Origin of the sequence: Paraburkholderia tropica, from assembly GCF_914484835.1 — a bacterium.
Classification (GTDB): domain Bacteria; phylum Pseudomonadota; class Gammaproteobacteria; order Burkholderiales; family Burkholderiaceae; genus Paraburkholderia; species Paraburkholderia tropica_A.
Map to the genome: position 1 here is coordinate 1 of NZ_CAJZAR010000024.1, position 23,348 is coordinate 23,348.

Here is a 23,348-nt window from a genome sequence, read left to right on the forward strand (position 1 = left end):
GCGAGCGCGGCGGGCACGAGCGCTTCCGCTTCGGCGACGCGGGCGCCGATCAGCAGGCGCTCGACGGGCAGCGGCTGCCATTCGGCGCTCACGTCGCGGACCCATTGGCTGTCGCCGCGCAAGGTCAGCGTGAGAACGTGGCTGCGATTCATGGCCGAAGTCCGAACAGACGGCGACGGCGCGGATCGGCGAGCGGCGCGGGCGTGGCGTCGGCGCTGGCGGTCGTCGCCGCGTTTGTCGCTGCGTTTTTCGTCGAGTTTTTCGTCGCACCGGTCGAGGCTTCCGGCTCGAACAGCAGACGCAGCACCTCATGCGCCGTGGCGAGCGCGCTGGCCTGATCGGCGAATTGCTGCGCGGGCGAAAACAGCGAGCACTGCCGATAATCGCCGAGCGTGTCGAGCCGCGCGGGCACGAACGCGAGCGTCGCGCCGGGCAGCGTCACTTCGATGGCGTCCGCGGCGCGCCAGGCGGCGAACGGCGCGTCGTCGGTGGGCAGTTGCAGCAGATTGATGCCCCACGGCGTGACCAGCACGCCGATCCAGCTGGCCTGCCATTCGCGAAAGCCCACGGCCGCCACGGCGAGACGCGGATTCAGATACGGCAGATCGCGCATGCGCGTGGCCGCGATCTGCGTGAACGCGGCTTCGACGCGCCGCGACGGATCGCGCGCGGGATCGGCGGCAGGGGCAGAGGCAAGATCGCGCGCCTGCGTGTGCGCGCGATCGTGCGAAGCGCCGCGAACGACGTCAGGCGCGTTCATCATCCAGCACCATGAATTGCTCGCGCGCGCCGTCGCAGACGGGGCATTTCCAGTGCGCGGGCAGCGCGGCGAACGGCGTGCCGGGCGCGATGTCCCAGACCGGGTCGCCGAGCGCAGGATCGTAGACCCACCAGCAGATCTTGCATTCGAGCCGGCTGGCGGGACGCAGCGCGGTGTCGTTGCCGAGGTAGCTGCCTTCGAACATCAGCGCGGCTCCAGCCATTGCACGATGTCGCGCAGATGCTGCAGCGAATCGCGCAGATCGTCGGGCGCGGCGAGCACGACGTCGGGCGCGCGCGTGATCTCGACGGTGTCGAGCAGCACCTTGTTCGCGCCGTCGAAATAGCGCACGCGCCAGACGTGACGCAGCGCCGTGGCCATCACCATGCACTTGCCGTAACCGGTCGAGAACAGCCCGACGCGCCCTTCGCCGAGCATGCCTTCGAGCCACGCGAGATCCTCGGGGCTCACGGGCAGCAGGCTGAAGTTGATGGTGTGCTGGCCCGCACCGCCGGTCTGCACGGCGCGCGCATGGACGGCGGCGATTTCGCTGGCGATGGACGGCGCGTTCATCAGCGTGGCCTCGCCGACGGGCGGAATCTGCGCGTGCGCCGCACCGCGCGCCGCCGCTTCGAACACGACGGAAGGTGCGGGCGCGATCTCGACGTAGTCGGCGATGCGCTCGCCTTGCGGCCCGACGGTGACCACGCGCCAGACGCCCGCATAGCGCGCTTCCTGGATCTGCACGGTCGCGCCGTCGTCGAGCGCGACGCGCGCCGAGACTTCGCCTTCGCCGAGCACTTGCGCGAGCAGGCGATGCGCGTCGGCGTCGAGCGCATCGAGCGGGAAGCGGATGGCCTCGTGCGGCGACGCGGCGCTTTCGAGCGCGTCGATCATGCCGCGCAGCAGCGCGAGCACGGCGGCGGCGCCGGGCTCGCCCGGTTCGGGGAACTCGGGCGCGCGCCAGGTTTCGACTTCGACGGGCAGCGGCAGGCAGGACCACGCTTCGTCGCCGGGTTGCTGCGGCTGCGAGCCGGGGCCGCTCACGAGCGGCAGGATGGGGATGAAACTGGCGTGGCTCATGGGCGGACTCCTGTCGCGTCGTTCGATGCGCCCGGCAAGCCCGACGGCGCCGCCGAAGCGCACAGCCGCGCGAATGCCTGCACGTATTCGCGCCAGTCGCGCAGGCCTTCGATCGTGCCCGCGAGCGCGCCGAAGTGGAGGAACACCAGCGCGGGCTGGCGCAGCACGCCGAAGCGGCGCGCGAGCGCGGCGGCGGCGGGCGGACCGGCGTAAGCGACCGTGAAGGCGTCGTCGCCGAACTGGCTCAGCAGCTCGGGCAGGATCACGAGCAGGTCGGCGAACTCGGGGCGCTGGGCGGGGTTGTCGAGCGGCAGCAGCACGAGTTGCGCGGTGCGCGCGGCCACGCCGTCGAGCGTGTGTTCGTCGACTTCCACGTAACCGTGGCGCGCGAGGCGTTCGCGCAGCGTGTCGAGGGTCAGGCCGCCGGAAAGCGGAGCGAGCGTCATGATGGTGTGTCCGAGGTGGCCGATGCGTTCGCGCTGTCGGCGCGCGCACGCAGATGCGCGGGCAGTTGCGGCTCGCGGTTCGTGAGATCGGCGAAATAACGGTCGAGGCCCGCCGCCGCGTGCGCGCTGTCGATCTCGCCGCGCGCGATGGCTTCGAGCGCATCGAGCGCCGCGTCGATGTCGCGCGCGCGATCGGCGTCGATGACCTCGCGCGCCGCGCCGAGGAACGTGAGCACCCACGCGCCCGCGGGCAGCGTGCCGGTGAGTGCGAGGTCGATGGCGCATGCGCCGTGACGCGTCACCGCTTGCGCGACGAGTCCTTCACTGCAGACGATGCGTGCCGGAATGCCCATGCACATCAGACTGTCTCTTGGGGCTGCCAGAAGCGCGTGTCGCCGTCGCGATTCGCGAGGCGCGCGCTCGGGCGTCCGTTTTCGTAAGCCGCGAGCGCGAGGCTCGCGGCGTTGAGCGGCTCGGCGCGCGAGGCGTAAGCCTCGGCGGATGCCGACCCATCACGCGCGCGCGGCGCCGCGTTCCAGCGTTCGAGGAACCGGCACGCCTGCGCCACGGCGGGCGCGATCTGCGCCTTGACCGCATCGCGCAGGCTGCCGCCGAAGTCGTCGAGTTCGACCGGCTGCACGCCGATCAGCACGATCTCTTGCGGGTAATGGCCCTTGAGCTGCGCGCAGGCGAGCACGTCGGCGAAACCCATCTGATGCAGGCTCATGCGGCGAGCCTGCAGGCACACGGGCACCTCCTCGCCTTCGCGCACGTCGAGCGTGCCGGGTTCGAGCCCGAAGTCGATCGCGTCGAACACGATCAGGCGCTGCGCCGACTCCACGAGCGGCAGCAGCGCGAGCCCCTGGGTGCCGCCATCGACGAGTTCGACGTTCGGCGCGCATGCGTACTGCGCGTTGAGCGCCTCGACGGCGCGCACGCCGAACCCTTCGTCGGCCCACAGCACGTTGCCGATGCCGAGCACGACGATGTGCGGCGCGCTTTGAGCCACGCTTGGCGAATCAGGAATCGAAGCGCGCATGTCAGCTCTTGAACATGCGGAAGCCGCTGATCATCGTCGAGATCATGCTTTGCTTCGACATGATGTCTTCGCGGATGGCCGCGTACACGTGAATCATCACGAACAGCACGATGCTCCACATGCCGAGACGGTGCCAGCCATGCAGCGCGAGACTGTTTTCTCCGACGAGCGAGATGACCCAGCCGAACGTGTACGAGGCCCAGCTTTTCGTGCCGAGGCCTTCGCCATAGAGCGCGAAACCGCTCACGCACATCAGCACGGCGACGACAAAAAAGCCGCACATCGCGAGTTGCCCGAGCGGATTGTGGCCCACGTATTTCTTCGGATAGCGCGCGAGGAACAGATACCAGCGGAACTCGTAGAAGAGTTCGCGCCACCACTGCGGATCCCAGATGGGCACGAGAAACATCTCGCGCGAGAAGTGATTGCCGAAGAACGCCCAGCACGCGCGGAACACGAGCCCCACGGCGAGCACGTAGCCCGCCGTGAAGTGCGCGAAGCGCAGCCAGCCCATCATGAAATGCGCGCTGGCCTCGCCCGAAAGCGTGGGCAGCACGGGCTTGCCGATCAGAAAACCGGTGCCGGTGAGCACGATCACGGCGAGCACGGTGAGCCAGTGCCACAGGCGCACGGGCGCCTGGTACACATAGACCGACGTGACGCGCTTGCCTTCGAATTCGGCGGGCGCGTTGCCGTCGAAACCATAGGTCTTGAGTTGCTTTTGCCTGGACATTGCGACCTCGCTTGCGCGCCTTAGCGCACCTGAACGTTGACGAGTTCCTCGCCCGCCGGCCCGATCACGTGCGTCGAGCAGGCGAGACACGGATCGAAGCTATGCAGCGTGCGCAGGATTTCGAGCGGCTCGTCGGGTTTCGCCATCTTCGTGTTCATGAGGCTGGCCTCGAACGCGCCGATCTGGCCTTGCTCGTCGCGCGGCGAACCGTTCCACGTGGTGGGCACGATGCACTGGTAGTTGTCGATCTTCGTGTCGCGGATCTGGATCCAGTGGCCGAGCGCGCCGCGCGGCGCTTCGGTGAAGCCGACGCCCTTGACCTGCGCGGGCCACGACGCGGGCTCCCACTTGTCGACGTTCGCGGTGGCCGTGTCGCCGGCCTTGAGATTGCCGATCAGGCGGTCGAAGAAGTACTTCATCTTCGTGGCGGCCCAGTCGGCTTCGAGCGCGCGCGCGGCCGTGCGGCCGAGCGTGGAATTGAGCGCCGAAACGGGCGCGCCGAGCTTCGCGAGCAGCGCGTCCACCGGCTCGCGAATGTCCGCGCGATTCTGGTGATAGCCGATCAGATAGCGCGCGAGCGGGCCCACTTCCATCGCATGGCCGCGCCAGCGCGGCGCCTTGATCCACGAATACTTGCCCGATTCGTCGATCTGCTCGATCTTCGTGCGATGGCCTTTGGTCGCGCCGCCCAGTTCGAAATGCGGCTCGGTCACGCCTTCGAACGGATGCAGGCCCTGCTTGCCGTCGGGATAGCGGTACCACGAGTGCGCGACGAACTCCTGCACTTCCTCGGGGTTGTGCAGATCGACGGGCAGAATCTCGTTGAAGTTGCCGTTCACCACGGCGCCGCGCGGCACCAGCAGGCTCTTGTCGCTGTAGTCGTTGGCGTGGTCGGGGAAGTCGCCGTACGAGAGCACCGACTGGCCCGAAATGCCGCCGCCGATCGCCGCCCAGTCCTTGTAGAACGAGGCGATCGCGACGACGTCGGGCAGATACACCTTCTGCACGAATTCGATCGTGCGGTCGATGATCTGCGAAACGAGATTCAGGCGCTCCATGTTGACCGCGCCGACCGCGCCCACGTCGTCGATATTGATCGCGCAGGGCACGCCGCCCACGAGCCAGTTCGGATGCGGATTCTTGCCGCCGAACACCGTATGCACCTTGACGATTTCCTTCTGGAAATCGAGCGCTTCGAGATAGTGCGCGACGGCCATCAGATTGGCTTCGGGCGGCAGCTTGTAGGCCGGATGGCCCCAGTAGCCGTTGCGGAACGGCCCGAGCTGGCCCGAATCGACGAACCGCTTCAGCCGCGATTGCAGATCGCGGAAGTAGCCCGGCGACGACAGCGGCCAGTCGGAAATGCTCTGCGCGAGTTCGGAGGTGCGCTTCGGATCGGCGTTGAGCGCGCTCACCACGTCGACCCAGTCGAGCGCGTGCAGGTGATAGAAGTGCACGAGGTGGTCGTGCACCCACAGCGTGGCCTGCATCAGATTGCGAATGAGGTTCGCGTTCTCGGGAATCGCGATGCCGAGCGCGTTCTCCACCGCGCGCACCGAGGTCAGCGCGTGCGTGCCCGTGCACACGCCGCAGATGCGTTCGACGAAGGCCCACGCGTCGCGCGGGTCGCGGCCCCGGAGGATGACTTCGAGGCCGCGCCACATCGTGCCCGTGGACACGGCGTTGGTGATGACGTTGTTGCTGTCGAGATTGACCTCGCAGCGCATGTGGCCTTCGATGCGCGTGACCGGGTCGACGATCACGCGTCGGCCGCTGTTGTCGAGCGTGAAGCCCTGGGTTGCGTAGCTCATTGTCGGGGCTCCTGATGATTGTTGTTGTCGTTCGTTTCGTGCAGCGGCTTGAGGTCGTTGCGCTTGAGCACCGTGCTCTTGATCGCGCTGACGACCGCATGCGCCGCGATGGCCGCGCCCGCCACGCCCGCGACGCTCATGCCGATACGGTCGGCGTTCTGCTCGATGCCGAACTGGTTGATGTCGACCACGCGGTCGTAGAACGAGCCCTTGTCCCAGAAACCGTTTTCCGAGCAGCCCAGACAGCCGTGGCCCGACTGGATCGGGAACGACACGCCGTCGTTCCAGCGCACCGTCGAGCAGGCGTTGTACGTGGTCGGCCCTTTGCAGCCCATCTTGTAGAGGCAATAGCCCTTGCGCGCGCCTTCGTCGTCCCAGCTTTCGACGAACTGGCCCGCGTCGAAGTGCGGGCGCCGATAGCATTTGTCGTGGATGCGCTGGCCGTAGAACATCTTCGGACGCCCCTGGCGGTCGAGCGGCGGCAGGCGGTCGAAGGTGACCATGTAGGTGATCACGGCGGCCATCACTTCGGGGATCGGCGGGCAGCCCGGCACCTTGACGATGGGCTTGTCGAGGATCACGTCGGCGATGGGCGTGGCGCGCGTGGGATTCGGCTTGGCCGCTTGCACGCAACCCCACGAGGCGCACGCACCCCAGGCGATCACGGCCTTGGCGTCGGCGCTCACGCGCTTGAGCTTTTCGACGAAGGGCTCGCCGCCGGGGAAGCAGAACATGCCGTCTTCGTTGAGTGGCGGATTGCCTTCGACCGCGACGATGTAATTGCCCTTGTACTTCGTGCGGATGTCTTCGAGGATGGCCTCGGCCTGGTGGCCGGCGGCGGCCATGATCGTGTCGTCGTAGTCGAGCGAGATCATGGAGAGAATCGCGTCCTTCGCGAGCGGGTGCGCGCTGCGGATGAACGATTCGGTGCAGCACGTGCATTCGAGCCCGTGCAGCCAGATGACCGGCGTGCGCGGCCGCGTTTCGAGCGCGTGCGCGATGCGCGGCACGAACGCCGAACCGAGCCCGAGCGCGGTGGCCGTGAGGCTGCAGAACTTCAGGAAGCTGCGCCGCGTCACACCCTGTGCGCGCATGGCGTCGTAGAACGTCTCCAAGATGGCCTCCTTTGATTGACCTTGTGGGCTGCGAAAAACTGGAATCATCTGGCTTGGATGCCCATCTTGTTTTGACGAGCATCAATTCAGAATGGCTATCGGATAATTCCGATGCGTGCGGGCTTATTCGGCGGCAAGCCGCGTTGCTGTACTGTCAGAAAACATCAGGAATGGCGGGCGGGCGCGCGCGAGGCGGACGCGCCCGAGCGCGCGCGAAAGAGCGCCATCGACGCGAGCCAGCCGACGGCGAACAGGCCGACGACCACGAAGCCGCCAAGGCCCAACTGGTCGCCGAGCGTGTCGACGACGCGCCAGCCGCTGCCTTCGAGATGCAGCCGCTGGCCGATCAGCGACAGCGCCTCGATGCCGCCCACGACGATCGCCACGACGACCGAGAGCGCGGTCATCGCGAGGTTGTAGCGCAGCTTGCGCAGCGGGTCGTCGAGCGCCCAGCCGTAGGCGCCGAGCATGAGCAGGCTGTCGGTGGTGTCGGCGAGCGTCATGCCGGCCGTGAACAGCGCGGGGAACACGAGGATCGACCAGATCGGCAGGTTTTGCGTGGCGCTCGCGGCGGCGATGCCGAGCAGGCCGATTTCGCTCGCCGTGTCGAAGCCGAGACCGAACAGAAAGCCGAGGAAATACATGTGCCAGCCGCGCGTGACGAGGCGCATGAGCGGGCGCAGCAGCCGTGCGAGCAGGCCGCGGCCCGCGAGCAGGACGTCGAGATCGGCTTCGCTCCAGGCTTCGCCGCGCCGCACGCGCCGGTAGGTGCGCAGCACCGAACGCAGGATCAGTAGATTGAGCAGCGCGATGGCGAACAGAAATGCCGCCGAGACGCAGGTGCCGATCAGCGCGCCGGTGTCGCGAAATCTTTCCAGCGGCCCCTGAAACGAGGCTGCCGTAGCGGCGATGACGATGGTTGCGATAACAACGATTGTCGAGTGGCCGAGAGAGAACGCAAGACCGACTTCGAGCGGGCGCTGCCCGGCCTGCATGAGCTTGCGAGTGACGTTGTCGATGGCGGCGATGTGATCGGCGTCGAAAGCGTGACGCAGACCGAGCGACCACGCGAGCAGACTCGTGCCGAGCAGCGCCGGATGATCGCGGAACACGCAGATGGCCCACAGCCACGCGCCCGTATTCAGGGCCAGCAGAAAGGCGTAGATGGCGGCGATCTTGCGGCGCAAGGGCGGGGCGGAGGCGGGCGTCATGAAGCGGTGCTCGGGCTGGTGCGTGGTGCCTGGCGCGCGTGCGGGTTGGCGCTCAGGCGAAATTGAGCGCGCACGGTAACAGCATCGAGTTATTGGGGGCGCGGGTTTTGCGCGGGGGTTGATCGGGCGCAAGGGGGAGGGGCGTGGGCGCGATGGCTTGCCTGGATGCCCACATAGTTGCGGCTTCCTGATCGTCACGCTTTGCGATTGCCACGACCATGCCCACATCGCCGATCCACCTTTGCATCGTCCAGCCCGGCGGAAACGTCCACGCGCTGGGTTTCCTCGATCAGGCGCGCTTCTTTCGTCACCAGTTCAGGCGCCTGGGCGCGCAGGTGAGCCTCGGGAAGAACCGGTTGCGGCACGATGCGCTTAACTTCGTTTTCGGCGCGCATGCCGGGTTCGAGACGGGGCTCACGGAGCGCTTTCGCTGTGTGTTCGTGAATCTGGAACAGTTGGGCGAGGGCGGCTCGCGGGTGTCGCAGGCGTATTTGCAACTGCTGGCGGCGTCGATGGTGGTCGATTACGAAGCGGCCAACGTGGCGGCTTATAGCAATGACGCGGATGTCGCGATCGTGTCGTTCGGTCACGCGCCGTATCTATCGCGCGAGCCCGTCATGCCGATCGAGGAGCGTCCCGTCGATCTGCTGTTTTTCGGCAGCATGAACGAGCGGCGCATGGCCATGCTCCAGCAGATCGAGGCCGGCGGATGCCGTGTCGCCGTGCTGCCATATGGCATCTTCGGCCCGGAGCGCGACGTGGAAATCCGGCGCGCGAAAGCCGTGTTCAATTGCCATTTCTACGAGAGCGCGCGCTTCGAGCAGGCACGCGTGTTCCAGTGTCTGTCGCTGGGGACGCCGGTGATCAGCGAACGCTCGGCGCGCGCCGCGCCGCCGCAGCAATTCGAGGACAGCGTGTTTTGGGTTGCGCCCGATGCGATCAAGCCGTTTTTCGAGCGCAATTTTCGCGCGCCGGATTTCGCGGATGCGGCGCGTGCGAAGCTGCGGAATTTCACATCACACGATGTGCTCGATCAGTACGCCGAGGTGCTTGCTCGGGCTGAGCGCCACTTCGCGACGCGAACCGGGGCCAGCACGCCGTGGCGGCCCGAGCGTTTGCATATCGGTTCGGGCAAGGACTATATGCCGGGCTGGTTCAACGTCGATATTCTCGAACTGGCGCAACCGGATGCGCTGCTTGATCTGTCCGCGCCGCTCGAACTGCCTGCGCGCATCGATTGCGCTACGGTCGGCCCGGTGGAGTTGTGCGCGGATTCGTTGTCGTTCATCTACGCGAATAACGTGCTCGAACACGTTGGCGATCTGCCGCGCCTCATGACGAACTGTTTGCACTTGTTGAAGCACGGTGCACAGATGTTGATCGAGGTGCCTTATGAAAAGGCGCTCGCTGCGTGGCAGGACCCGACACACGTGCGCGCGTTCAATGAGCGGTCATGGATCTACTACGCGGAGTGGTTCTGGTATCTCGGCTGGTTCGAGTCGCGGTTCACAGTGGTGAGCCTGGAGTATCTCGATGAGCGCAACGCAGTCGTGGAGCGTGAGCAGGCGAGTTTCATGCGCGTGCGCCTGGAGAAAGTGGCGACGAGCGCCGTCGAGCGAACGATTGCGCGAGCGATGCGGGCGGATTTTGGTGGGGTGGAGGAGGATGGCGAGGGGGAGTATTGAAAGGGCGGATTTCGCCGGAAGTTCTTTATGGCAATGCCGTGATCGGGAGATAGTGCAGGCAGTGCGCTTGCCACGCGCGTCGATGGAGGAAAACCACAGGATATGATTTTTCGCTGCGGTGCGACCGGTATTCATTGACGTTTGATTCGGCCGTGCCGGTAACGAAAGTGCCAGGGCCAAGCAGCGGGCAAGAATGGCGATGGCCTACGACAGCGACGAGTTTCATAACAAAGTCCGCCATGGACGACAGGAAAATTGGCGGGGCTAAGATATGCAGCCAACGCCGCCAGTGAACGAAGACTGCGGACTGCCTCTTGTGCGTATAGTCACATTAACTATTAGGATAGCTATCAGAGCGCTCGACGAGCGTTGCGTGACGCAGTGCGTTGCCCTGAGCGTCACAAATGTAATAGCCGCCTTGACGCAGATCGAAACGGTAAAAGCGCGTCGTTGAGGTTGTGACGGGTGACGTGTCGTAGCCGGAGAGATCAGCGCCGGGCTGGCACAGACGTTCGACTTCGTCGGGCCAGCGGAAGCGGGCATTCCAGTATGCTGCCCAACGGTCGATCAGAAAGCCGAGGCCGAGGTAGTAAAAGATGTCGAAAGTTTTGCGGAAATGGCCGGACGCTTTACGTGGTTCAAAGCCCGGTTCGGGATGCTCGGGTGGTGCGATAGCCGCCAGGCCACATTCCATATAGCGACGAATAGATTCCCATCGATAGAACGCGGAATCGAGTCCGGCATCGGCTACGTCGAAGTTTCCCGTGACCGGGATGATTTCTGATTTTGCGCTGTCCGCATAGGGTCCCGTTGGGAAAAAAATATCAAGATCCACAGATCCAAAACGGACAATCTGTACAAACGGGTTAGCATCTCTCCAGGGAACAGTGATCAACTTCTTTCCTGCGAAAAAATGGACAAGCTGAGCCTGGCGATTGAATCTAACTCGGCCACTGGGTAGTGCGATTGCGAGTAAAAATGGACTTAATAGAAGTAATGCGAACAGTTCTCCAGAGAGAACAAGGAACGATACTTTGTGAATGCTGATGCAGCCAGCAGTCGTTGCGATGAGGGCCGCAGTGTGCCAAGTCGAGATTACATATGCATTCGATACGTTCGACTCCGCCAGAAAATGACTTTCAATGTATTGTGAGTTAAAGCAGGACGAGTCACTTGTGTCTGTCCAGAACTTCGCATCACCTGCCCACATGGCTAGAGAGGGGCGTGGCAAGGCAAGTCGATCTTTGTTGTTCTTCAAGCGAGCCAGTTCTTCCTCGAAACTGCGTCGAGGTTTGCATTTTTCCCTGCCTGGTTCTTTCATCTATTTTCCTGGTTGTGCAGCAGTTAAAAAAAACGGTGCAGATCGTTAAAGCCGTTGGGGCGATAACTGATTGCGGCCTGCTGAAAGTGCCCGTGACCGGGGCGCCACAACTGGCGACCTCCCCTTACTTAGTACCACTCGACGGGTAGGTAGCCGCTCGCTCGGCGAGAGTCGCATCACGCAGTGCGTTGCCCTGAGCGTCACAAATGTAATATCCGCCTTGACGCAGATCGAAACGGTAAAAGCGCGTCGTTGAGGTTGTGACGGGTGACGTGTCGTAGCCGGAGAGATCAGCGTCGGGTTGACACAGACGTTCGACTTCCTCGGGCCAGCGGAAGCGGGCATTCCAGTATGCTGCCCAACGGTCGATCAGAAAGCCGAAGCCGAGGTAGTAAAAGATGTCGAAGGTTTTGCGGAAATGGCCAGACGCTTTACGTGGTTCAAAGCCCGGTTCGGGATGCTCGGGTGGTGCGCTAGCCGCCAGGCCACATTCCATATAGCGACGAATGAATTCCCATCGATAGAACGCGGAATCGAGTCCGGCATCCGATACATCGAATCTTCCCGGTACTAGGACGAATTCTGATCCTATTGCTTCTGCGTAGGAGCCGGTGGGAAAACAAATATTCAGGTGGGCCGAGCCCAAACGCACAATATTGGAAAATGGGTAGGCGCAGCGCCAAGGCAGAGACAGCAGAACCTTTCCGTAAAATAGATGCACCAACTGGGCGTGACGGTTAAACCGGATTCGGCCGCCAGGCATTCTGATTGCCAGCATGGCGACACTCAACAGCGTCAAGGCAAACAATTCTCCGGAAAGTGTTAAAAATGAGACGTTGCGTGTGCTAATGCATCCAGCTATTGTGGCGATGAGAGTAACGGTATGCCAGGTTGAGATCAAATAGGCGTCGGAGGCTATATGTTCGGCCTGGAAGCGAGTCTCGATAAATTGCTCGTTGAAAAGAGCAGGGTCACTAAAGTTTGTCCAGAATTTCACGTCGCTCGGCCACATAGCTATCGATGGGCGTGGCAAGGCCACGCGATCCTTGTGGTTCTTCAAGCGAGCCAGTTCTTCCTCGAAACTGCGTCGGGGTTTGCATTTTTCCCTGCCTGCTTCTTTCATCTATTTTCCTCGTGGTGCAGCAGTTCAAAAAAGACAGTGCGGATCGCTAAAGCCGTTGCTTCGATAAATGACGGCGGCCGCTGAACGCTCGGTGTTGCCCGTGACCGGTGCGCCACAACTGGCGACCTCCCCTTACTTAGTACCACTCGATGGGTAGGTAGCCGCTCGCTCGGCGAGAGTCGCATCACGCAGTGCGTTGCCCTGAGCGTCACAAATGTAATAGCCGCCTTGACGCAGATCGAAACGGTAAAAGCGCGTCGTTGAGGTTGTGACGGGTGACGTGTCGTAGCCGGAGAGATCAGCGTCGGGTTGACACAGACGTTCGACTTCCTCGGGCCAGCGGAAGCGGGCATTCCAGTATGCTGCCCAACGGTCGATCAGAAAGCCGAAGCCGAGGTAGTAAAAGATGTCGAAGGTTTTGCGGAAATGGCCAGACGCTTTACGTGGTTCAAAGCCCGGTTCGGGATGCTCGGGTGGTGCGATAGCCGCCAGGCCACATTCCATATAGCGGCGAATGAATTCCCATCGATAGAACGCGGAATCGAGTCCGGCATCGGCTACGTCGAAGTTTCCCGTGACCGGGATGATTTCTGATTTTGCGCTCTCCGCATAGGGTCCCGTTGGGAAAAAAATATCAAGATCAACAGATCCTAGACGTACGATTCTGGAAAACGGATGGGCGTTTCGCCACGGAACGGAGATTAATATTTTTCCCCAAAAAAAATGAACAAGTTGTGTTTTATGGTTGAACCGAATTCGGCCGCTTGGCATTTTTATGGCAAGCAAAAATACGCCAAATAGACTCAGCGCGAGCAATTCAAATGGAATTGCATAAAATGGAAATTTTTGATCGACGATCCAAATCGCGATGAGTGCTGTAAGGGCGATGATATGCCAGGTTGATGCTAAATAGGCGGTAGATACATTGGTTTCCGCCAAAAAATGGGTTTCAATGTACTGCTCATTGTAGAAGTTGGAGTCGTTGATGTCTGTCCAGAGTTTTACGTCACCTGGCCACATAGCTAGCGATGGGCGCGGCAGCGCTAACCTGTCCTTATGATTTCCTAGGCGAGTCAGTTCTTCCTCGAAGCTGCGTCGAGGTTTGATTTTTTCTTTACCAAGGCTAATCATTTACTTTCCTTGATTGCGTGGTAGCTCGAAGTGGACGGCTGGATCACTAAAGCCGTTGGGCCAATAGATGACGGCAGTTCCGCCAATTTGCGTTTGTGTGTTGAAAGTCAGATAGCCGTCGTTGCCACGCATTACGACCTTGCCGGGATCATTAAGGGATTGTTCGACGCCCAGTGCGTTGAACTCCTTGTACTGGGTGATTTCGTAGGCACCGATCTGCGGATGCCAGCCTGGGAATACCACTGTCATGGTCCGCGCCGGCAGTTGAGTAGACAGAATAGGGCCTATTCCTGGGATCGCGACAGTAGCCAGCTTTTCCGTGATGTGCCGGTCGGATTCGATATAGGGTTCTTGTGACAGGCGTGCGAACGCCAAGCGCTCGGTATCCATGTTGGGGAATTGCGGATGCTTGCCCCAGAAGCAGTGGTCCAGCCAGTCATTTATGTTTTGCTCGGCTACCTGCTGCTTTATATAGGCGGCGATGAGGGTGTTGAGGATATCAAAGCTTAGGATTGCCCAGCCAACGGGGCCAGCCTCGACCTCTGCGAACGTAGCAAACGCCCTAATGCCGAACGTTTTGGCCAGTTGCTGTCCGTATAAATATGCGGCTGCAATTCCGAACTCACTGAATTGCACAGTCGCGCTAACGATCGATGCGGCCATCACTTCTCCATGTTGGCTCATCGCGTCGCGAGTTGATTTTATTCCACCAAGAAATCCCGCCACACCCGCCGCACCAATAGCCAATCGATCGGCAAAATTGGCAACTGCCTCGATTTTCACGTCTTTAACAGCCTTCCCCGCCGCCAACGAATCGCGCTGCTGCGTTACCGCCAGCATCGCACTGCGCATTGCCGCGCCTGAGGAAACCATAGCTGCGGCATTGGTGCCAATATCGAGTGCGGTAGCCAACGTCAAACCATCGCTACCCAACTCGTTGACCGCATTGAGCAGATTGTCCGCGGCCACATAGACTCCCAGCGCGCCCGCGCCGAGTTTGATCTTGTGCCATAGCGACAATCGCCCGGACAGGCCTTTGACGACCTCGGGCGATTGAGCGGCCTTGGGCTCGTACGCTTTTACGCGATACAAGTCCACTTCCTTTTCCACGGCCTCGCTGATTTTGGTGCGCGCAGTCTTCAGACGACGGAATGGTGTCTTGCCCTCGATCTTCGCATCTTTGCGCAGCACATCAGGCACCTGACTCAGCGGCGTAGGCTGACGCAGCAGCAGATTGCCGTCCAGCATTTCGAGCATGCGCGCGTAGCGCGTTCCTGGAAACGCCTCGCCGGCCCGGAGAATGCCGTTTTTGAGCAATAGCGCCTGAATGACGCGCGCGAGTTCTTGCGAGGCACTATCGGCGGGAATCTTCTGCAGCAGTTCGCCAAGCTTCTCCATGGCTTTGCTTGCGTCTCTGTCGCCCACTACAGAGATGGTCTTGCGCGTGCTGTCGATGTATTCGGTTTGCCCTGGAAATCCCTGCATGGCGTAATAGAGTACGCCGGTCGGGCCTTCGGGTAGCAGCTGCTTGGCCAACGCATTGGCGCCTTCGTTATGGCAAGCGAGCCCCAGAATGCAGCGGGAGACTGCACCGCGCATTGCGCGGAAGTTGAACGATTCCCGCGTGTCGTAGTGAGCAAGCGAGGGCGCCCAGGAACCGTCCCCGGTGTAGTTCCACCATGCCCAGAGCATGGCGGCCGCCTTGTCGAGTTCGTCCTGCCATTCCTTGCGCGTATTCTTGTCGCTGCTGAGAAAGGCCTGACGTTTCTGGTCGTTTCCAGCGAGAAAGGCGCAGCGCCGTGCCTTGGCGGCATTCGCTGCCGCCTGCGCTCTGCCCTGAACCTCAAGCACGGCTCCACCCGTGGCTCCGGTGCCTTTAACGGCGCTGCCCACAGGGTCGTTGTCGACAAGACTGTTATATGCTTTTGAAGCTGCCTGACTCAGCACGGCATCAACGGCGGCTGAGGCCCAGAGACCGCGTTGGGACTTGGCGTTGTATTCGCCCCAGCCGTTGAGGACCTGACCGATGCGCTGGTTCAACTCGCTCATGATCCCCACTGCATCGTAAAGCACCACAGCCAGCCGCGCGCTGTCCGGGCCTTGGGCCATGCTCATCTCGGCGGCGGTGGGCAGTTGCGCGCCCTCCCGGTATTCGGACCACGGCACAGGCTTACTGTCCACGCCGACCGCATGCTGATCGACGATATCTTCCAGGCGGATCGTGTGTTTGACCATCGGCGCCTGGGCCGGATGAGCGCTTTTCCTGAAAGCGGTGAACCAGGGGCCCAAGTCCACCGGCGTACCCAACTGGGTTCGAATTCCGTTTGTGTCGTTCTTGAATGCCTTGAGCTTGTCGGGCGTTTGCATCGTATCCGCGAACCAGATCACCACATGCGCAGGGTTGTGGTCATAGGCCGGAATGTAGGGAAAGCTCAGCGGTTTGCCAGCCAGCTCGATGGGCTTGAACTGCGGGGTCAGCGCCAGGCGCTGGAATTGCGCAGGACGTTGCTGGCCGCCATTCGTGCCGTCGTCTGGACTGCGATAGACAAAGCAGATGATCTGCTCGCGATTGAGCGGGTCGTAAATGTAGAGATAACCGTCGTCGTCGCGCAGGCCGCGCAACACGTAGCGCATGCCTCTCAAAGCCGGAAATTTCTTATGCTCCAGATTGGCGTGCTCATAGGCAGAGCCGCCGCCATCGAAAGGCTGCACGGCATAGCGCAGTGGATAAAACGGCACGACTTTCGTGCAGTTATGTGCGCCTTGAGCGGAGTTGCTAGGCGTGCAGGCGGCTAGTTCCTGTGCGGTCTTGGTGATAAGGGTCATGCGCTGGTTTCTTCCATCAATGCGTGTGCCTGTTGCAAACGGCGCCAGGCTGGAACATCAGGAGCGGCCATGACGTCTGCCAGCCTGCTACTGGGTTCAAAAAGTTGCCGGTGATAGCGGAAATACACCTCCAGGAACCCATAGACGTCGTCGTCGGATACAAAGCCGCGCGACGGGGCTTCGGCGGCATGCTTTTGCACTGCCTGCGCCAGAAGTGCGTCATCGGCATCTCGAAGCATGGGGATGTTTGCTGCCCGCAACCGGCGCGCGAATCCTCGGTTCCGGTAGTCGATGCGCTGTCCGTCGAGCGCGTCGAGGAGCGCCGTAGACACATTCGGACTGTCCGTAGCCACGACGCCATGGCCGGGTGCTGGGTGGTCAAGGCGATACCAGTCGCCTTGACCTTCGTTCCATTCGCACCAGTACCAATGATCGATGGGGCCTAATAGTGTGTTGAGGGTGTAGGCGTCAGCACCTTGCGCGAAGCCACGCAAGGCGCGTGGTTCGTGCAAGCGAAGTAGCGAAGTTGTTCCATCGGGCAACTGGGCATGCTTCAGTGCGCGTAAATGGTTAAGGACCGTTTCGAATGGTGCCGCTGACAGTAGCAATCCTCCCCAATGTGCGGCTGCCCATGACGATATGAATGCATCCAGCAGCGGTGAGTCGGCCCGCGATTCGACCAGCAAGGGGCCTTCGCTGTACACGTGCGCATACTCGGTTCCGCTGTACACCCAGGTGAACCACAGGCGGTGATCGTGTTTGCGCAAGATGGCTTCGAGTTCCGGCTCCAGGCCACCGTCAAAAATCCAAAGGAGGCGGGGTGCGATCCTGACGTCGCTGCGGATGTTTTCGGGGGAGGTCGCGAGCAGAGTCATGCATGTCCCCCGGAGCGACCGCAGGGACAATTCGTGAGCGGGCAGGTGCCATTCGCACGCATGGCGCAGAGGGCATTGAGAGGGCGCCCCTGTCTGGCTACGCCGTTGATGCTGAGAGCGTTGCCGGCACCGCCGGATTGCGTCATCGGCCCCTTGAGCTTGATGGCAATGCCTTCGATGGTCACGCCGCTGCTGTCGATGGTGAGGGTGCCACCGGGGCCGCGAAGTACGACGTTCTGGCTGGCCTGCAACTTGTACTGCTGCGTCTGCTGTTCTATGGATTGACCCGCGCTGAGCTTGTGGCGACCCTGCACGGACGCCTCAACATGGCCGCCCACATCGATGATGTGATTCGCCGTCGTCTGGTCCTTGCGGTGGTTGCCGACCTGCTCGACGCGATCCTTGCCGATATTGATCGCGTGATTGCGTTCGATGGAGAGCATCGCGTCCTGACCGATGGAATGCGTCCGGTTTTGTCCGATGCTCACCTGCTCGTCATTGCCCACGCTCTCCGTGCGGTCATGCCCGATGTCGATCGTTTCATCGTGTTCGACGTTCTCCCGGCGGTCGTTTCCGATGAAAGTCGTTTCATCGTGATTTACGTGGATGTTCTGATCTTTCTGCGCGTGGACGTAGATTTCCTCCTGGTCCTTCTCGTCCTCGAAACGCAGTTCGTTAAAGCCATCTCCCTTGTGCGTCTGACTTTTGATCGTCATGCGCGTCTTGTGACGCGGCAGCTCATATGGCGGCAGGTTGGTCGCGTGATACGTTCGCCCGATAATGATCGGCTGGTCGCAATCGCCATCGAGGAACGCGACTATCACTTCCTGCCCGATGCGTGGTATCGCCATGTGCCCCCACGTCGCACCGGCCCAGTTCTGCGCGACGCGTATCCAGCAGGAACTGTGTTCGTCGTTTTTCCCGTAGCGGTCCCACGCAAACTGGACAACGACACGCGCGAATTCATCGCAATGAATTTCTTCTCCAGCGGGGCCGGTTACGGTGGCGATCAACGGACCATCGATGCGGGGCTTGGGCAGCGGTTCCGGTTTCCACTCGATGTGGTCGGGAATGATGTTCGCCGTGTAGCCGTACTGCGTGCCGACATCGGCTTCTGCCGCTTCCTCTGACTGGCTCACGGTCTGCGTGCCGGTGTGGATCATGCTCACTACGCGCCAGCCCGTGTTCCAGTCCTCGCGGGCGTGGCCCTCCAGATCGAACGCGAGGCCCGGTTGCAGGCGCGCATCGTCGCCCTCGATCCCGGCGATCTGCGCGTCGTGACGTAGCGCAAGCAGACGGGTTTCGGTAAAGGGACGGCCCGCCTCGTCGCGTTTCGCGCGCGACGGGTAGTCGAAACGTTCGTATTCCCGGTCCTGGTGGTCGAGGTTGACCCCGTCGCTACTTTGCTCGTGGTTATAACGCGGATTCTTGAAGGAATAATCCCTCTGCACCTGCCGCGCCGTCCGTACCAGTTCGGCGTAACTCAGGTTCGTAATACACGGCTCGGCCTGATCGCCACCGGGCGTGGCGTTGTAGATGATCGGGCCGCCTTCGATCGTGCCGTGGACGTAGAGCCGGTCCCCCATGACCAGACGATGCTCCGTGGCGCTGAACCGATGCGTATAGAACAGACCTTCTTCTGCGCAGAGTCGGCTGATGAAATGAAAATCCGTCTCGCCGGGCTGGACGCAGTATTCGCGCACCAGGTGCTCTTTGGTCAGATCCTGTACGGCGTCGTTGATGCCCGAGCGCTTGAGTACGGTCTGAAGGATCTGCGGCACGCTCTCCTGCTGGAAGATTCTCCAGTCCGAGCGCAGATCTGCGCGCGATAACTGTGGCTCGACCACCACGCGGTAATAGGTCCGCCGGAAGCCGGTTTTTCCCTGCTCGAAGCAGCTGACGAGTCCGTTCACATAACGCACGGCGGTCTCGCCGCGCCAGATCGTGAACGTGGCCGACTGATCGAGCATCGTGCCGAAATCGACAGCGGAATCGGTACTGGAAAGTTCGACGTTCAGCCTGAACGGGCGGCTGATACCCTCGTCCAGCTGGAAACTCACGACGTCGAAAGCGACAGCGCCTGCCGCCTCGAAAGTAAAGCGCACATCACTTTGGCGGGGCATGGCTCAAGTCTCCTCGATACAGAACTCCGTCCGCGCGGAGCACATCTTGAAATAACGCATTGCTAATTAATCTTGGTGTCGAGAAATAGGAGGGATGGTAGTTCCGCGCGAAATACTGGACCCGGGTGCCCAAGCCGGGATTGCGCAACGTCAATGCGTCCGCTGACCGACAGCGCGATCTGATTTTCAAATCGGAGAAATCTGATGGCGTTGAGGAAAGAAGCGAAAATTCGGAGAAAAGGAGTCGATTGAGCAGGCAATCGCAACGGAAAAGAATGGGACGGTACCGGTTGAGTCGTCGTCGATTTTGTTGGGTGTATCGCACGGATAACCCGGTATTCGAGACTGCGAACGGCAAATTGAAGGTACCGCGTGAGGCCTGCTTGGGTCAGAGAGCCGGCGCAGATCGGGCTAGCTTGTGCGCCGGAGTCATGGTCGGCCAGCAGACAGCGCATTACGAAGCCGACGGCACTCGCTTCGCGTACACACGCGTTGCGCCGGGCGACAGGGACGTGGGTTAGCTTGGGGGAAGCGCAGCCCCACCGCCGCACACCAAAGTTCTCCACAGTTTTCGTTGATAGCCCTGTGAGTAACCTTTGGGTGACTTGGCCAACTCGCTGATCCGACTGAGTTTTTTAAAGCGATGCCAGGATTTGGCACACAGCACACGCTGACCAGAAAACAGGCACCTGTTTGTCCACAGAAATTGTTGGCAGCCCTGTGGACAAGCTGTCCGCATCTTCGCCAGGGCCTTGATCCTTAAGCCGTTCTTCAAAACGGCCACGAAGCAGGCCACGAAGCAGGCCGATTTTTATGCTGACCTAAGTCACGCTCAAAGTAGGAACTCCCGAGCTTTGACAATTGCTGACGCATTCCGAAACGAATCTCCGCTAGATTCGCTCGATTCGCCGTAACAATCCGGCCAGCGCCGCGAAGCGCCTCCGCATTCAAACCTTGGAGTTCCGAAGTGATCCGCATGTCCAACCTGATCCGCACCCTGTGCGTGACCGCTTTCACCTCCGTGGCGGTCAGCACCGCGCTGCCCACGCTCACGCACGCGGCCGGCGAACCCTCCGCCGCGTCGTCGTCGGCGCTGCCTGCCGGGGCGATTGCCGTCGTCAACGGCGTGGCCATTCCGCAGTCGGCGCTCGACGAGATTGCACGCAAGGTCGCCGCCAACGGCGCGCCCGACGCGCCGCAACTGCGCGTTGCCTTGCGCGATGGCCTGATCGCGCGCGAGCTGCTGCGTCAGCAGGCCGTGCACGACCATTTCGACACGCGTCCCGAAGTCGCTCAGGCCGCCGAAGGCGAGAAGACCGACGTCGCGGTCCGCGCGTGGCTGGAAGCGAACGTGCACCCGGCCGAGCCGACCGAGCGCCAGATCAAGGCGCGCTACGACGCCGTGAACGCGGAACTCGGCCAGAACGAGTTCAAGCCGCAACTGATCGTCGTCGCCGATCAGGCCGCCGCGCAGAACGTGATCGCGCAGTCGAAGGCGGGGCAGGCATTCGACGCGCTCGCACGTCAGTACAGCGTGGCGCCGTCGAAGGCGAACGGCGGCCAGATGCCGTGGGTGAGCTTCAAGACGCCCGTGGTCGACGGCAAGACGCGCGGCGTGCCGACCGAAGTCGCGCAGGCCATCTCGCAATTGCAGGTGGGCGGTGTCGCGCCGCAACCGGTCAAGTCGGGCGACGCGTGGGTCGTCGTCAAGCTGCAGGACAAGCGTCCGATGAAGGTGCAGAGCTACGCTGAGGTGAAGGAGGAAATCCGCCGTCAACTGAAGGCCGAGTCGCTGGATGCTGCGGTGAACCAGCGCGTGCAGGCGCTCGCGAGCCGCGCGACGATCGTGCGCTAAGGCGGGAGTCGCGAAGCGGCGTGCTTCGCATCGAATAAAAAAGCCGGACGGCGCATCGCGCACCGTCCGGCTTTTTTCGTTTCAACAGGCGCGCATTCAAGTGCACCTAAGCGCACCTGCGCGCACCTAAGCGCCGTTATCCCCGCACCTTGAACACGCTCACGAGTTCCGCGAGCGTCGCGGCCTGCTCGGAGAGCGCGGCGGCGGCGCGTTCGGCGTCGCCGACCAGCACGGCGTTCTGCTGCGTGGCTTCGCCGATCTGCGAGACGGCGATATTCACCTGCTCGATGCCGCCCGACTGCTCGCGCGACGCCACGCTGATCTCGGCGATGATCGAGCGCACTTCCTCCACGCGCGTGACGATGTCGCGCATTGTCGTGCTCGCTTCGCCCGCGATGCGGTAGCCGGTATCGACGGTCGAGGTCGATTCGGTGATCAGTTCGGCGATCTCCTTGGCGGCGGCCGCGCTGCGCTGCGCGAGCGCGCGCACTTCGCTCGCCACCACGGCGAAGCCCTTGCCGTGCTCGCCCGCGCGCGCGGCTTCGACGGCGGCGTTCAGCGCGAGGATGTTGGTCTGGAACGCGATGCCGTCGATCACGCTCGTGATGTCGCCGATCTTCTGCGAGGCGCGGCTGATGTCCTGCATCGTCGCGACCACGCGTTCGACGGCGCGGCCGCCTTCGAGCGCGGCGTCGGCGGCGCCCGTCACCACGGTGTTGGCGCGTTGCGCGTGATCGGCGTTCTGCTGCACGGTCGAGGTGATTTCTTCCATGCTCGCCGCCGTCTCTTCAAGGCTGCTCGCCTGGCTCGCGATCCGTTCGGCGATTTCGCCGCTGCCTTGCGCGATCCGCGAGGTGCCGTCGCTCATCTGCGCGCTTGCGCTGCGCACCTGCGAAACGATTTGCGCGAGGCCCACGCCGATGCCGTCGATCGCGCGCGTGAGGCGGCCGATTTCGTCGGCGCCCTGGTTTTGCGAGTCGTCGTGCGCCACGGATGAAGCATGCGTCGATTGCGCGCCGCGCGAATCGAGCGATGCGCCGATGCGCACCGTGAGGTCGCCCGCCGCGAGACGGCCCGCGGCGTGCGCGGCGGCGTCGAGCGGCTGGCTCACCATGCGGCGCGCCGCGTAGATCGAGAGCGCGGCGAACAGCACCACGAGCACGAAGCCGATCGCGGCGAAGCGGTTACGCGTGGCGTTCACCTCGGCCATGATCTCGTCGCGCGGCACCACGCCGCCCACGAGCCATTGCCATTGCGGTGCGCTCACGAACGAGACCAGTTTCGCGCGCGAGTCGCGCTCGCCGAGCGAGGCGTCGGCGCCCGTGAACTCGAACGTGCCTTCGCCCGCGTCGAGCATGCGCGTGTACGGCGCGTTGGCGTCGTCGTAATGCTTGCCCGCGTCGGCGGGATGCACGAGGAAATTGCCGCGCGTGGCGCCGTTCGACGCATCCAGCACGAAGTAATAGCCGGTTTCGCCGAGCTTGAGCTTGCCGATTTCCGACTTGATCGCATCGATCTGCTTGTCGACGTCGACGCCCACGAACAACGCGCCGATCACCTTGCCGCTCGCATCCGTGATCGGCCGGTATTCGGTGATGTACTGCTTGCCGAACAGCTGCGCGAGGCCCGCGAAGCTGCGCCCGCCGACGATCGGCTCGTAAGCCGGACCTTTGCGGTCGAGCAGCGTGCCGATCGCGCGCGAGCCGTCCTGCTTTTTCAGCGAGGTCGTCACGCGCACGAAGTCGTCGCCGCTGCGCGCGAACACGGTCGCGATGGCGCCGCTGCGCGCGAGGAATTGATCGGGAATCGAAAAGTCGAGGTTCAGCACATGGTCGCCGACCTTGAAAGTCGGCGTGGCCTTGCCGTTGATGTCGACGGTCTGGGTGGGATCGAGCGCGAACTCGCCGGGCAGGAAGCTCGCAAAGAGCGACATCGAGCGGTCGACTTCGGCGTCGAGCGCGCTGTCGATGAGGGCGATCGTCGAGGCGACCGAACGGTCCTTCTCGGCGATGCGCGCGCGCACCTGGTCGCCGACCTGCGTGGCGGCGCTGTGAGTGAGCGCCCACGTGAAGGCCGCGAAGATCGCCGCGACGAGCACGCACGAAAGCAGCGCGAGCCGCACGCCGACGCTCGTGCGTCGCTGGACGGATGGAATCATTGAAGCGGTTCCTGAAAAGAATAAAGCGGAGGGACCGGGCGCTTTCGAAGCGC

General features: G+C 62.4%; 20 protein-coding genes. 2 read left to right on the forward strand and 18 right to left on the reverse strand.

The window, feature by feature from the left end:
- Positions 1 to 148: 148 nt before the first annotated feature.
- From hybE to LDO54_RS02005, 11 genes are all read right to left on the reverse strand, one after another.
- Entirely contained in the window at positions 149 to 760 is a 612-nt protein-coding gene (gene hybE / locus LDO54_RS01955; protein ID WP_224005384.1) for a [NiFe]-hydrogenase assembly chaperone HybE, read from the reverse strand.
- On the reverse strand, positions 747 to 965 hold the full coding sequence (locus tag LDO54_RS01960) for a rubredoxin (protein ID WP_224005387.1): 219 nt from the start codon (positions 963 to 965) through the stop codon (positions 747 to 749). Before LDO54_RS01960 ends, hybE begins: the two co-directional genes overlap by 14 nt.
- Positions 965 to 1,843, reverse strand: coding sequence for a hydrogenase expression/formation protein (locus LDO54_RS01965; protein ID WP_224005390.1), 879 nt, complete (start codon positions 1,841 to 1,843; stop codon positions 965 to 967). Before LDO54_RS01965 ends, LDO54_RS01960 begins: the two co-directional genes overlap by 1 nt.
- Positions 1,840 to 2,289 carry a hydrogenase gene (locus LDO54_RS01970; protein ID WP_224005393.1) on the reverse strand — a complete coding sequence of 150 codons (450 nt, stop codon included), beginning with the start codon at positions 2,287 to 2,289 and terminating at the stop codon, positions 1,840 to 1,842. Before LDO54_RS01970 ends, LDO54_RS01965 begins: the two co-directional genes overlap by 4 nt.
- On the reverse strand, positions 2,286 to 2,648 hold the full coding sequence (locus tag LDO54_RS01975) for a HypC/HybG/HupF family hydrogenase formation chaperone (protein ID WP_436975473.1): 363 nt from the start codon (positions 2,646 to 2,648) through the stop codon (positions 2,286 to 2,288). The genes LDO54_RS01970 and LDO54_RS01975 overlap by 4 nt, the downstream gene beginning before the upstream one ends.
- The gene (locus tag LDO54_RS01980; RefSeq protein WP_224005399.1) at positions 2,648 to 3,328 is read right to left on the reverse strand and encodes a HyaD/HybD family hydrogenase maturation endopeptidase; all 681 of its coding nucleotides are present in this window, start codon (positions 3,326 to 3,328) and stop codon (positions 2,648 to 2,650) included. Before LDO54_RS01980 ends, LDO54_RS01975 begins: the two co-directional genes overlap by 1 nt.
- A gap of 1 nt (position 3,329) precedes the next feature.
- Entirely contained in the window at positions 3,330 to 4,061 is a 732-nt protein-coding gene (gene cybH / locus LDO54_RS01985) for a Ni/Fe-hydrogenase, b-type cytochrome subunit (protein ID WP_224005402.1), read from the reverse strand.
- A gap of 20 nt (positions 4,062 to 4,081) precedes the next feature.
- Complete coding sequence (locus tag LDO54_RS01990; protein WP_224005405.1) at positions 4,082 to 5,872, reverse strand: nickel-dependent hydrogenase large subunit; 1,791 nt, start codon at positions 5,870 to 5,872, stop codon at positions 4,082 to 4,084.
- Entirely contained in the window at positions 5,869 to 6,987 is a 1,119-nt protein-coding gene (locus LDO54_RS01995) for a hydrogenase small subunit (RefSeq protein ID WP_290371056.1), read from the reverse strand. The genes LDO54_RS01990 and LDO54_RS01995 overlap by 4 nt, the downstream gene beginning before the upstream one ends.
- 164 nt (positions 6,988 to 7,151) lie before the next feature.
- On the reverse strand, positions 7,152 to 8,198 hold the full coding sequence (locus LDO54_RS02000; RefSeq protein WP_224005410.1) for a HoxN/HupN/NixA family nickel/cobalt transporter: 1,047 nt from the start codon (positions 8,196 to 8,198) through the stop codon (positions 7,152 to 7,154).
- 194 nt (positions 8,199 to 8,392) lie between these two features.
- The gene (locus LDO54_RS02005; protein ID WP_224005412.1) at positions 8,393 to 8,593 is read right to left on the reverse strand and encodes a hypothetical protein; all 201 of its coding nucleotides are present in this window, start codon (positions 8,591 to 8,593) and stop codon (positions 8,393 to 8,395) included.
- Positions 8,594 to 8,632: 39 nt separating this feature from the next.
- Here LDO54_RS02005 and LDO54_RS02010 point away from each other — a divergent pair, with 39 nt between their 5' ends.
- Positions 8,633 to 9,883 (forward strand): class I SAM-dependent methyltransferase, encoded by a 1,251-nt coding sequence (locus LDO54_RS02010; RefSeq protein ID WP_224005415.1) that lies wholly within the window; start codon positions 8,633 to 8,635, stop codon positions 9,881 to 9,883.
- Between the two features lie 331 nt (positions 9,884 to 10,214).
- On the opposite strand, the gene LDO54_RS02015 is transcribed toward LDO54_RS02010, so the two are convergent.
- From LDO54_RS02015 to LDO54_RS02040, 6 genes are all read right to left on the reverse strand, one after another.
- A complete protein-coding gene (locus tag LDO54_RS02015; protein ID WP_224005418.1) occupies positions 10,215 to 11,204 on the reverse strand; it encodes a hypothetical protein in 990 nt (329 codons plus the stop codon).
- Positions 11,205 to 11,328: 124 nt separating this feature from the next.
- On the reverse strand, positions 11,329 to 12,327 hold the full coding sequence (locus LDO54_RS02020) for a hypothetical protein (protein WP_224005421.1): 999 nt from the start codon (positions 12,325 to 12,327) through the stop codon (positions 11,329 to 11,331).
- A gap of 132 nt (positions 12,328 to 12,459) precedes the next feature.
- On the reverse strand, positions 12,460 to 13,458 hold the full coding sequence (locus LDO54_RS02025; protein ID WP_224005424.1) for a hypothetical protein: 999 nt from the start codon (positions 13,456 to 13,458) through the stop codon (positions 12,460 to 12,462).
- Complete coding sequence (locus LDO54_RS02030; RefSeq protein WP_224005426.1) at positions 13,459 to 16,284, reverse strand: toxin VasX; 2,826 nt, start codon at positions 16,282 to 16,284, stop codon at positions 13,459 to 13,461. It abuts the gene before it with no gap.
- Positions 16,281 to 17,159 carry a DUF4123 domain-containing protein gene (locus tag LDO54_RS02035; RefSeq protein ID WP_224005429.1) on the reverse strand — a complete coding sequence of 293 codons (879 nt, stop codon included), beginning with the start codon at positions 17,157 to 17,159 and terminating at the stop codon, positions 16,281 to 16,283. The genes LDO54_RS02030 and LDO54_RS02035 overlap by 4 nt, the downstream gene beginning before the upstream one ends.
- Positions 17,156 to 19,282: a type VI secretion system Vgr family protein gene (locus LDO54_RS02040; protein WP_224005432.1), complete on the reverse strand. Its 2,127-nt coding sequence runs from the start codon at positions 19,280 to 19,282 to the stop codon at positions 17,156 to 17,158. The genes LDO54_RS02035 and LDO54_RS02040 overlap by 4 nt, the downstream gene beginning before the upstream one ends.
- Positions 19,283 to 20,258: 976 nt before the next feature.
- On the opposite strand from LDO54_RS02040, the gene LDO54_RS02045 reads away from it, so the two are divergent.
- Positions 20,259 to 21,137, forward strand: a complete 879-nt coding sequence (locus LDO54_RS02045) for a peptidylprolyl isomerase (RefSeq protein WP_224005435.1) — start codon at positions 20,259 to 20,261, stop codon at positions 21,135 to 21,137.
- Between the two features lie 136 nt (positions 21,138 to 21,273).
- On the opposite strand, the gene LDO54_RS02050 is transcribed toward LDO54_RS02045, so the two are convergent.
- Positions 21,274 to 23,295 (reverse strand): methyl-accepting chemotaxis protein, encoded by a 2,022-nt coding sequence (locus LDO54_RS02050; RefSeq protein WP_224005438.1) that lies wholly within the window; start codon positions 23,293 to 23,295, stop codon positions 21,274 to 21,276.
- Positions 23,296 to 23,348 lie beyond the last annotated feature (53 nt).

What these genes read in the sequence shown, in the direction of transcription:
- LDO54_RS01960 (WP_224005387.1), bottom strand. Translation starts at nt 965, where the DNA reads ATGTTCGAAGGCAGCTACCTCGGCAACGACACCGCGCTGCGTCCCGCC.
- LDO54_RS02015 (WP_224005418.1), bottom strand. Translation starts at nt 11,204, where the DNA reads ATGAAAGAACCAGGCAGGGAAAAATGCAAACCTCGACGCAGTTTCGAG.
- LDO54_RS02020 (WP_224005421.1), bottom strand. Translation starts at nt 12,327, where the DNA reads ATGAAAGAAGCAGGCAGGGAAAAATGCAAACCCCGACGCAGTTTCGAG.
- LDO54_RS01970 (WP_224005393.1), bottom strand. Translation starts at nt 2,289, where the DNA reads ATGACGCTCGCTCCGCTTTCCGGCGGCCTGACCCTCGACACGCTGCGC.
- LDO54_RS02025 (WP_224005424.1), bottom strand. Translation starts at nt 13,458, where the DNA reads ATGATTAGCCTTGGTAAAGAAAAAATCAAACCTCGACGCAGCTTCGAG.
- LDO54_RS02050 (WP_224005438.1), bottom strand. Translation starts at nt 23,295, where the DNA reads ATGATTCCATCCGTCCAGCGACGCACGAGCGTCGGCGTGCGGCTCGCG.
- LDO54_RS01975 (WP_436975473.1), bottom strand. Translation starts at nt 2,648, where the DNA reads ATGTGCATGGGCATTCCGGCACGCATCGTCTGCAGTGAAGGACTCGTC.
- cybH (WP_224005402.1), bottom strand. Translation starts at nt 4,061, where the DNA reads ATGTCCAGGCAAAAGCAACTCAAGACCTATGGTTTCGACGGCAACGCG.
- LDO54_RS02035 (WP_224005429.1), bottom strand. Translation starts at nt 17,159, where the DNA reads ATGACTCTGCTCGCGACCTCCCCCGAAAACATCCGCAGCGACGTCAGG.
- LDO54_RS02040 (WP_224005432.1), bottom strand. Translation starts at nt 19,282, where the DNA reads ATGCCCCGCCAAAGTGATGTGCGCTTTACTTTCGAGGCGGCAGGCGCT.
- LDO54_RS02045 (WP_224005435.1), top strand. Translation starts at nt 20,259, where the DNA reads ATGTCCAACCTGATCCGCACCCTGTGCGTGACCGCTTTCACCTCCGTG.
- LDO54_RS02005 (WP_224005412.1), bottom strand. Translation starts at nt 8,593, where the DNA reads ATGCGCGCCGAAAACGAAGTTAAGCGCATCGTGCCGCAACCGGTTCTT.
- LDO54_RS02030 (WP_224005426.1), bottom strand. Translation starts at nt 16,284, where the DNA reads ATGACCCTTATCACCAAGACCGCACAGGAACTAGCCGCCTGCACGCCT.
- hybE (WP_224005384.1), bottom strand. Translation starts at nt 760, where the DNA reads ATGAACGCGCCTGACGTCGTTCGCGGCGCTTCGCACGATCGCGCGCAC.
- LDO54_RS01980 (WP_224005399.1), bottom strand. Translation starts at nt 3,328, where the DNA reads ATGCGCGCTTCGATTCCTGATTCGCCAAGCGTGGCTCAAAGCGCGCCG.
- LDO54_RS01990 (WP_224005405.1), bottom strand. Translation starts at nt 5,872, where the DNA reads ATGAGCTACGCAACCCAGGGCTTCACGCTCGACAACAGCGGCCGACGC.
- LDO54_RS01965 (WP_224005390.1), bottom strand. Translation starts at nt 1,843, where the DNA reads ATGAGCCACGCCAGTTTCATCCCCATCCTGCCGCTCGTGAGCGGCCCC.
- LDO54_RS02000 (WP_224005410.1), bottom strand. Translation starts at nt 8,198, where the DNA reads ATGACGCCCGCCTCCGCCCCGCCCTTGCGCCGCAAGATCGCCGCCATC.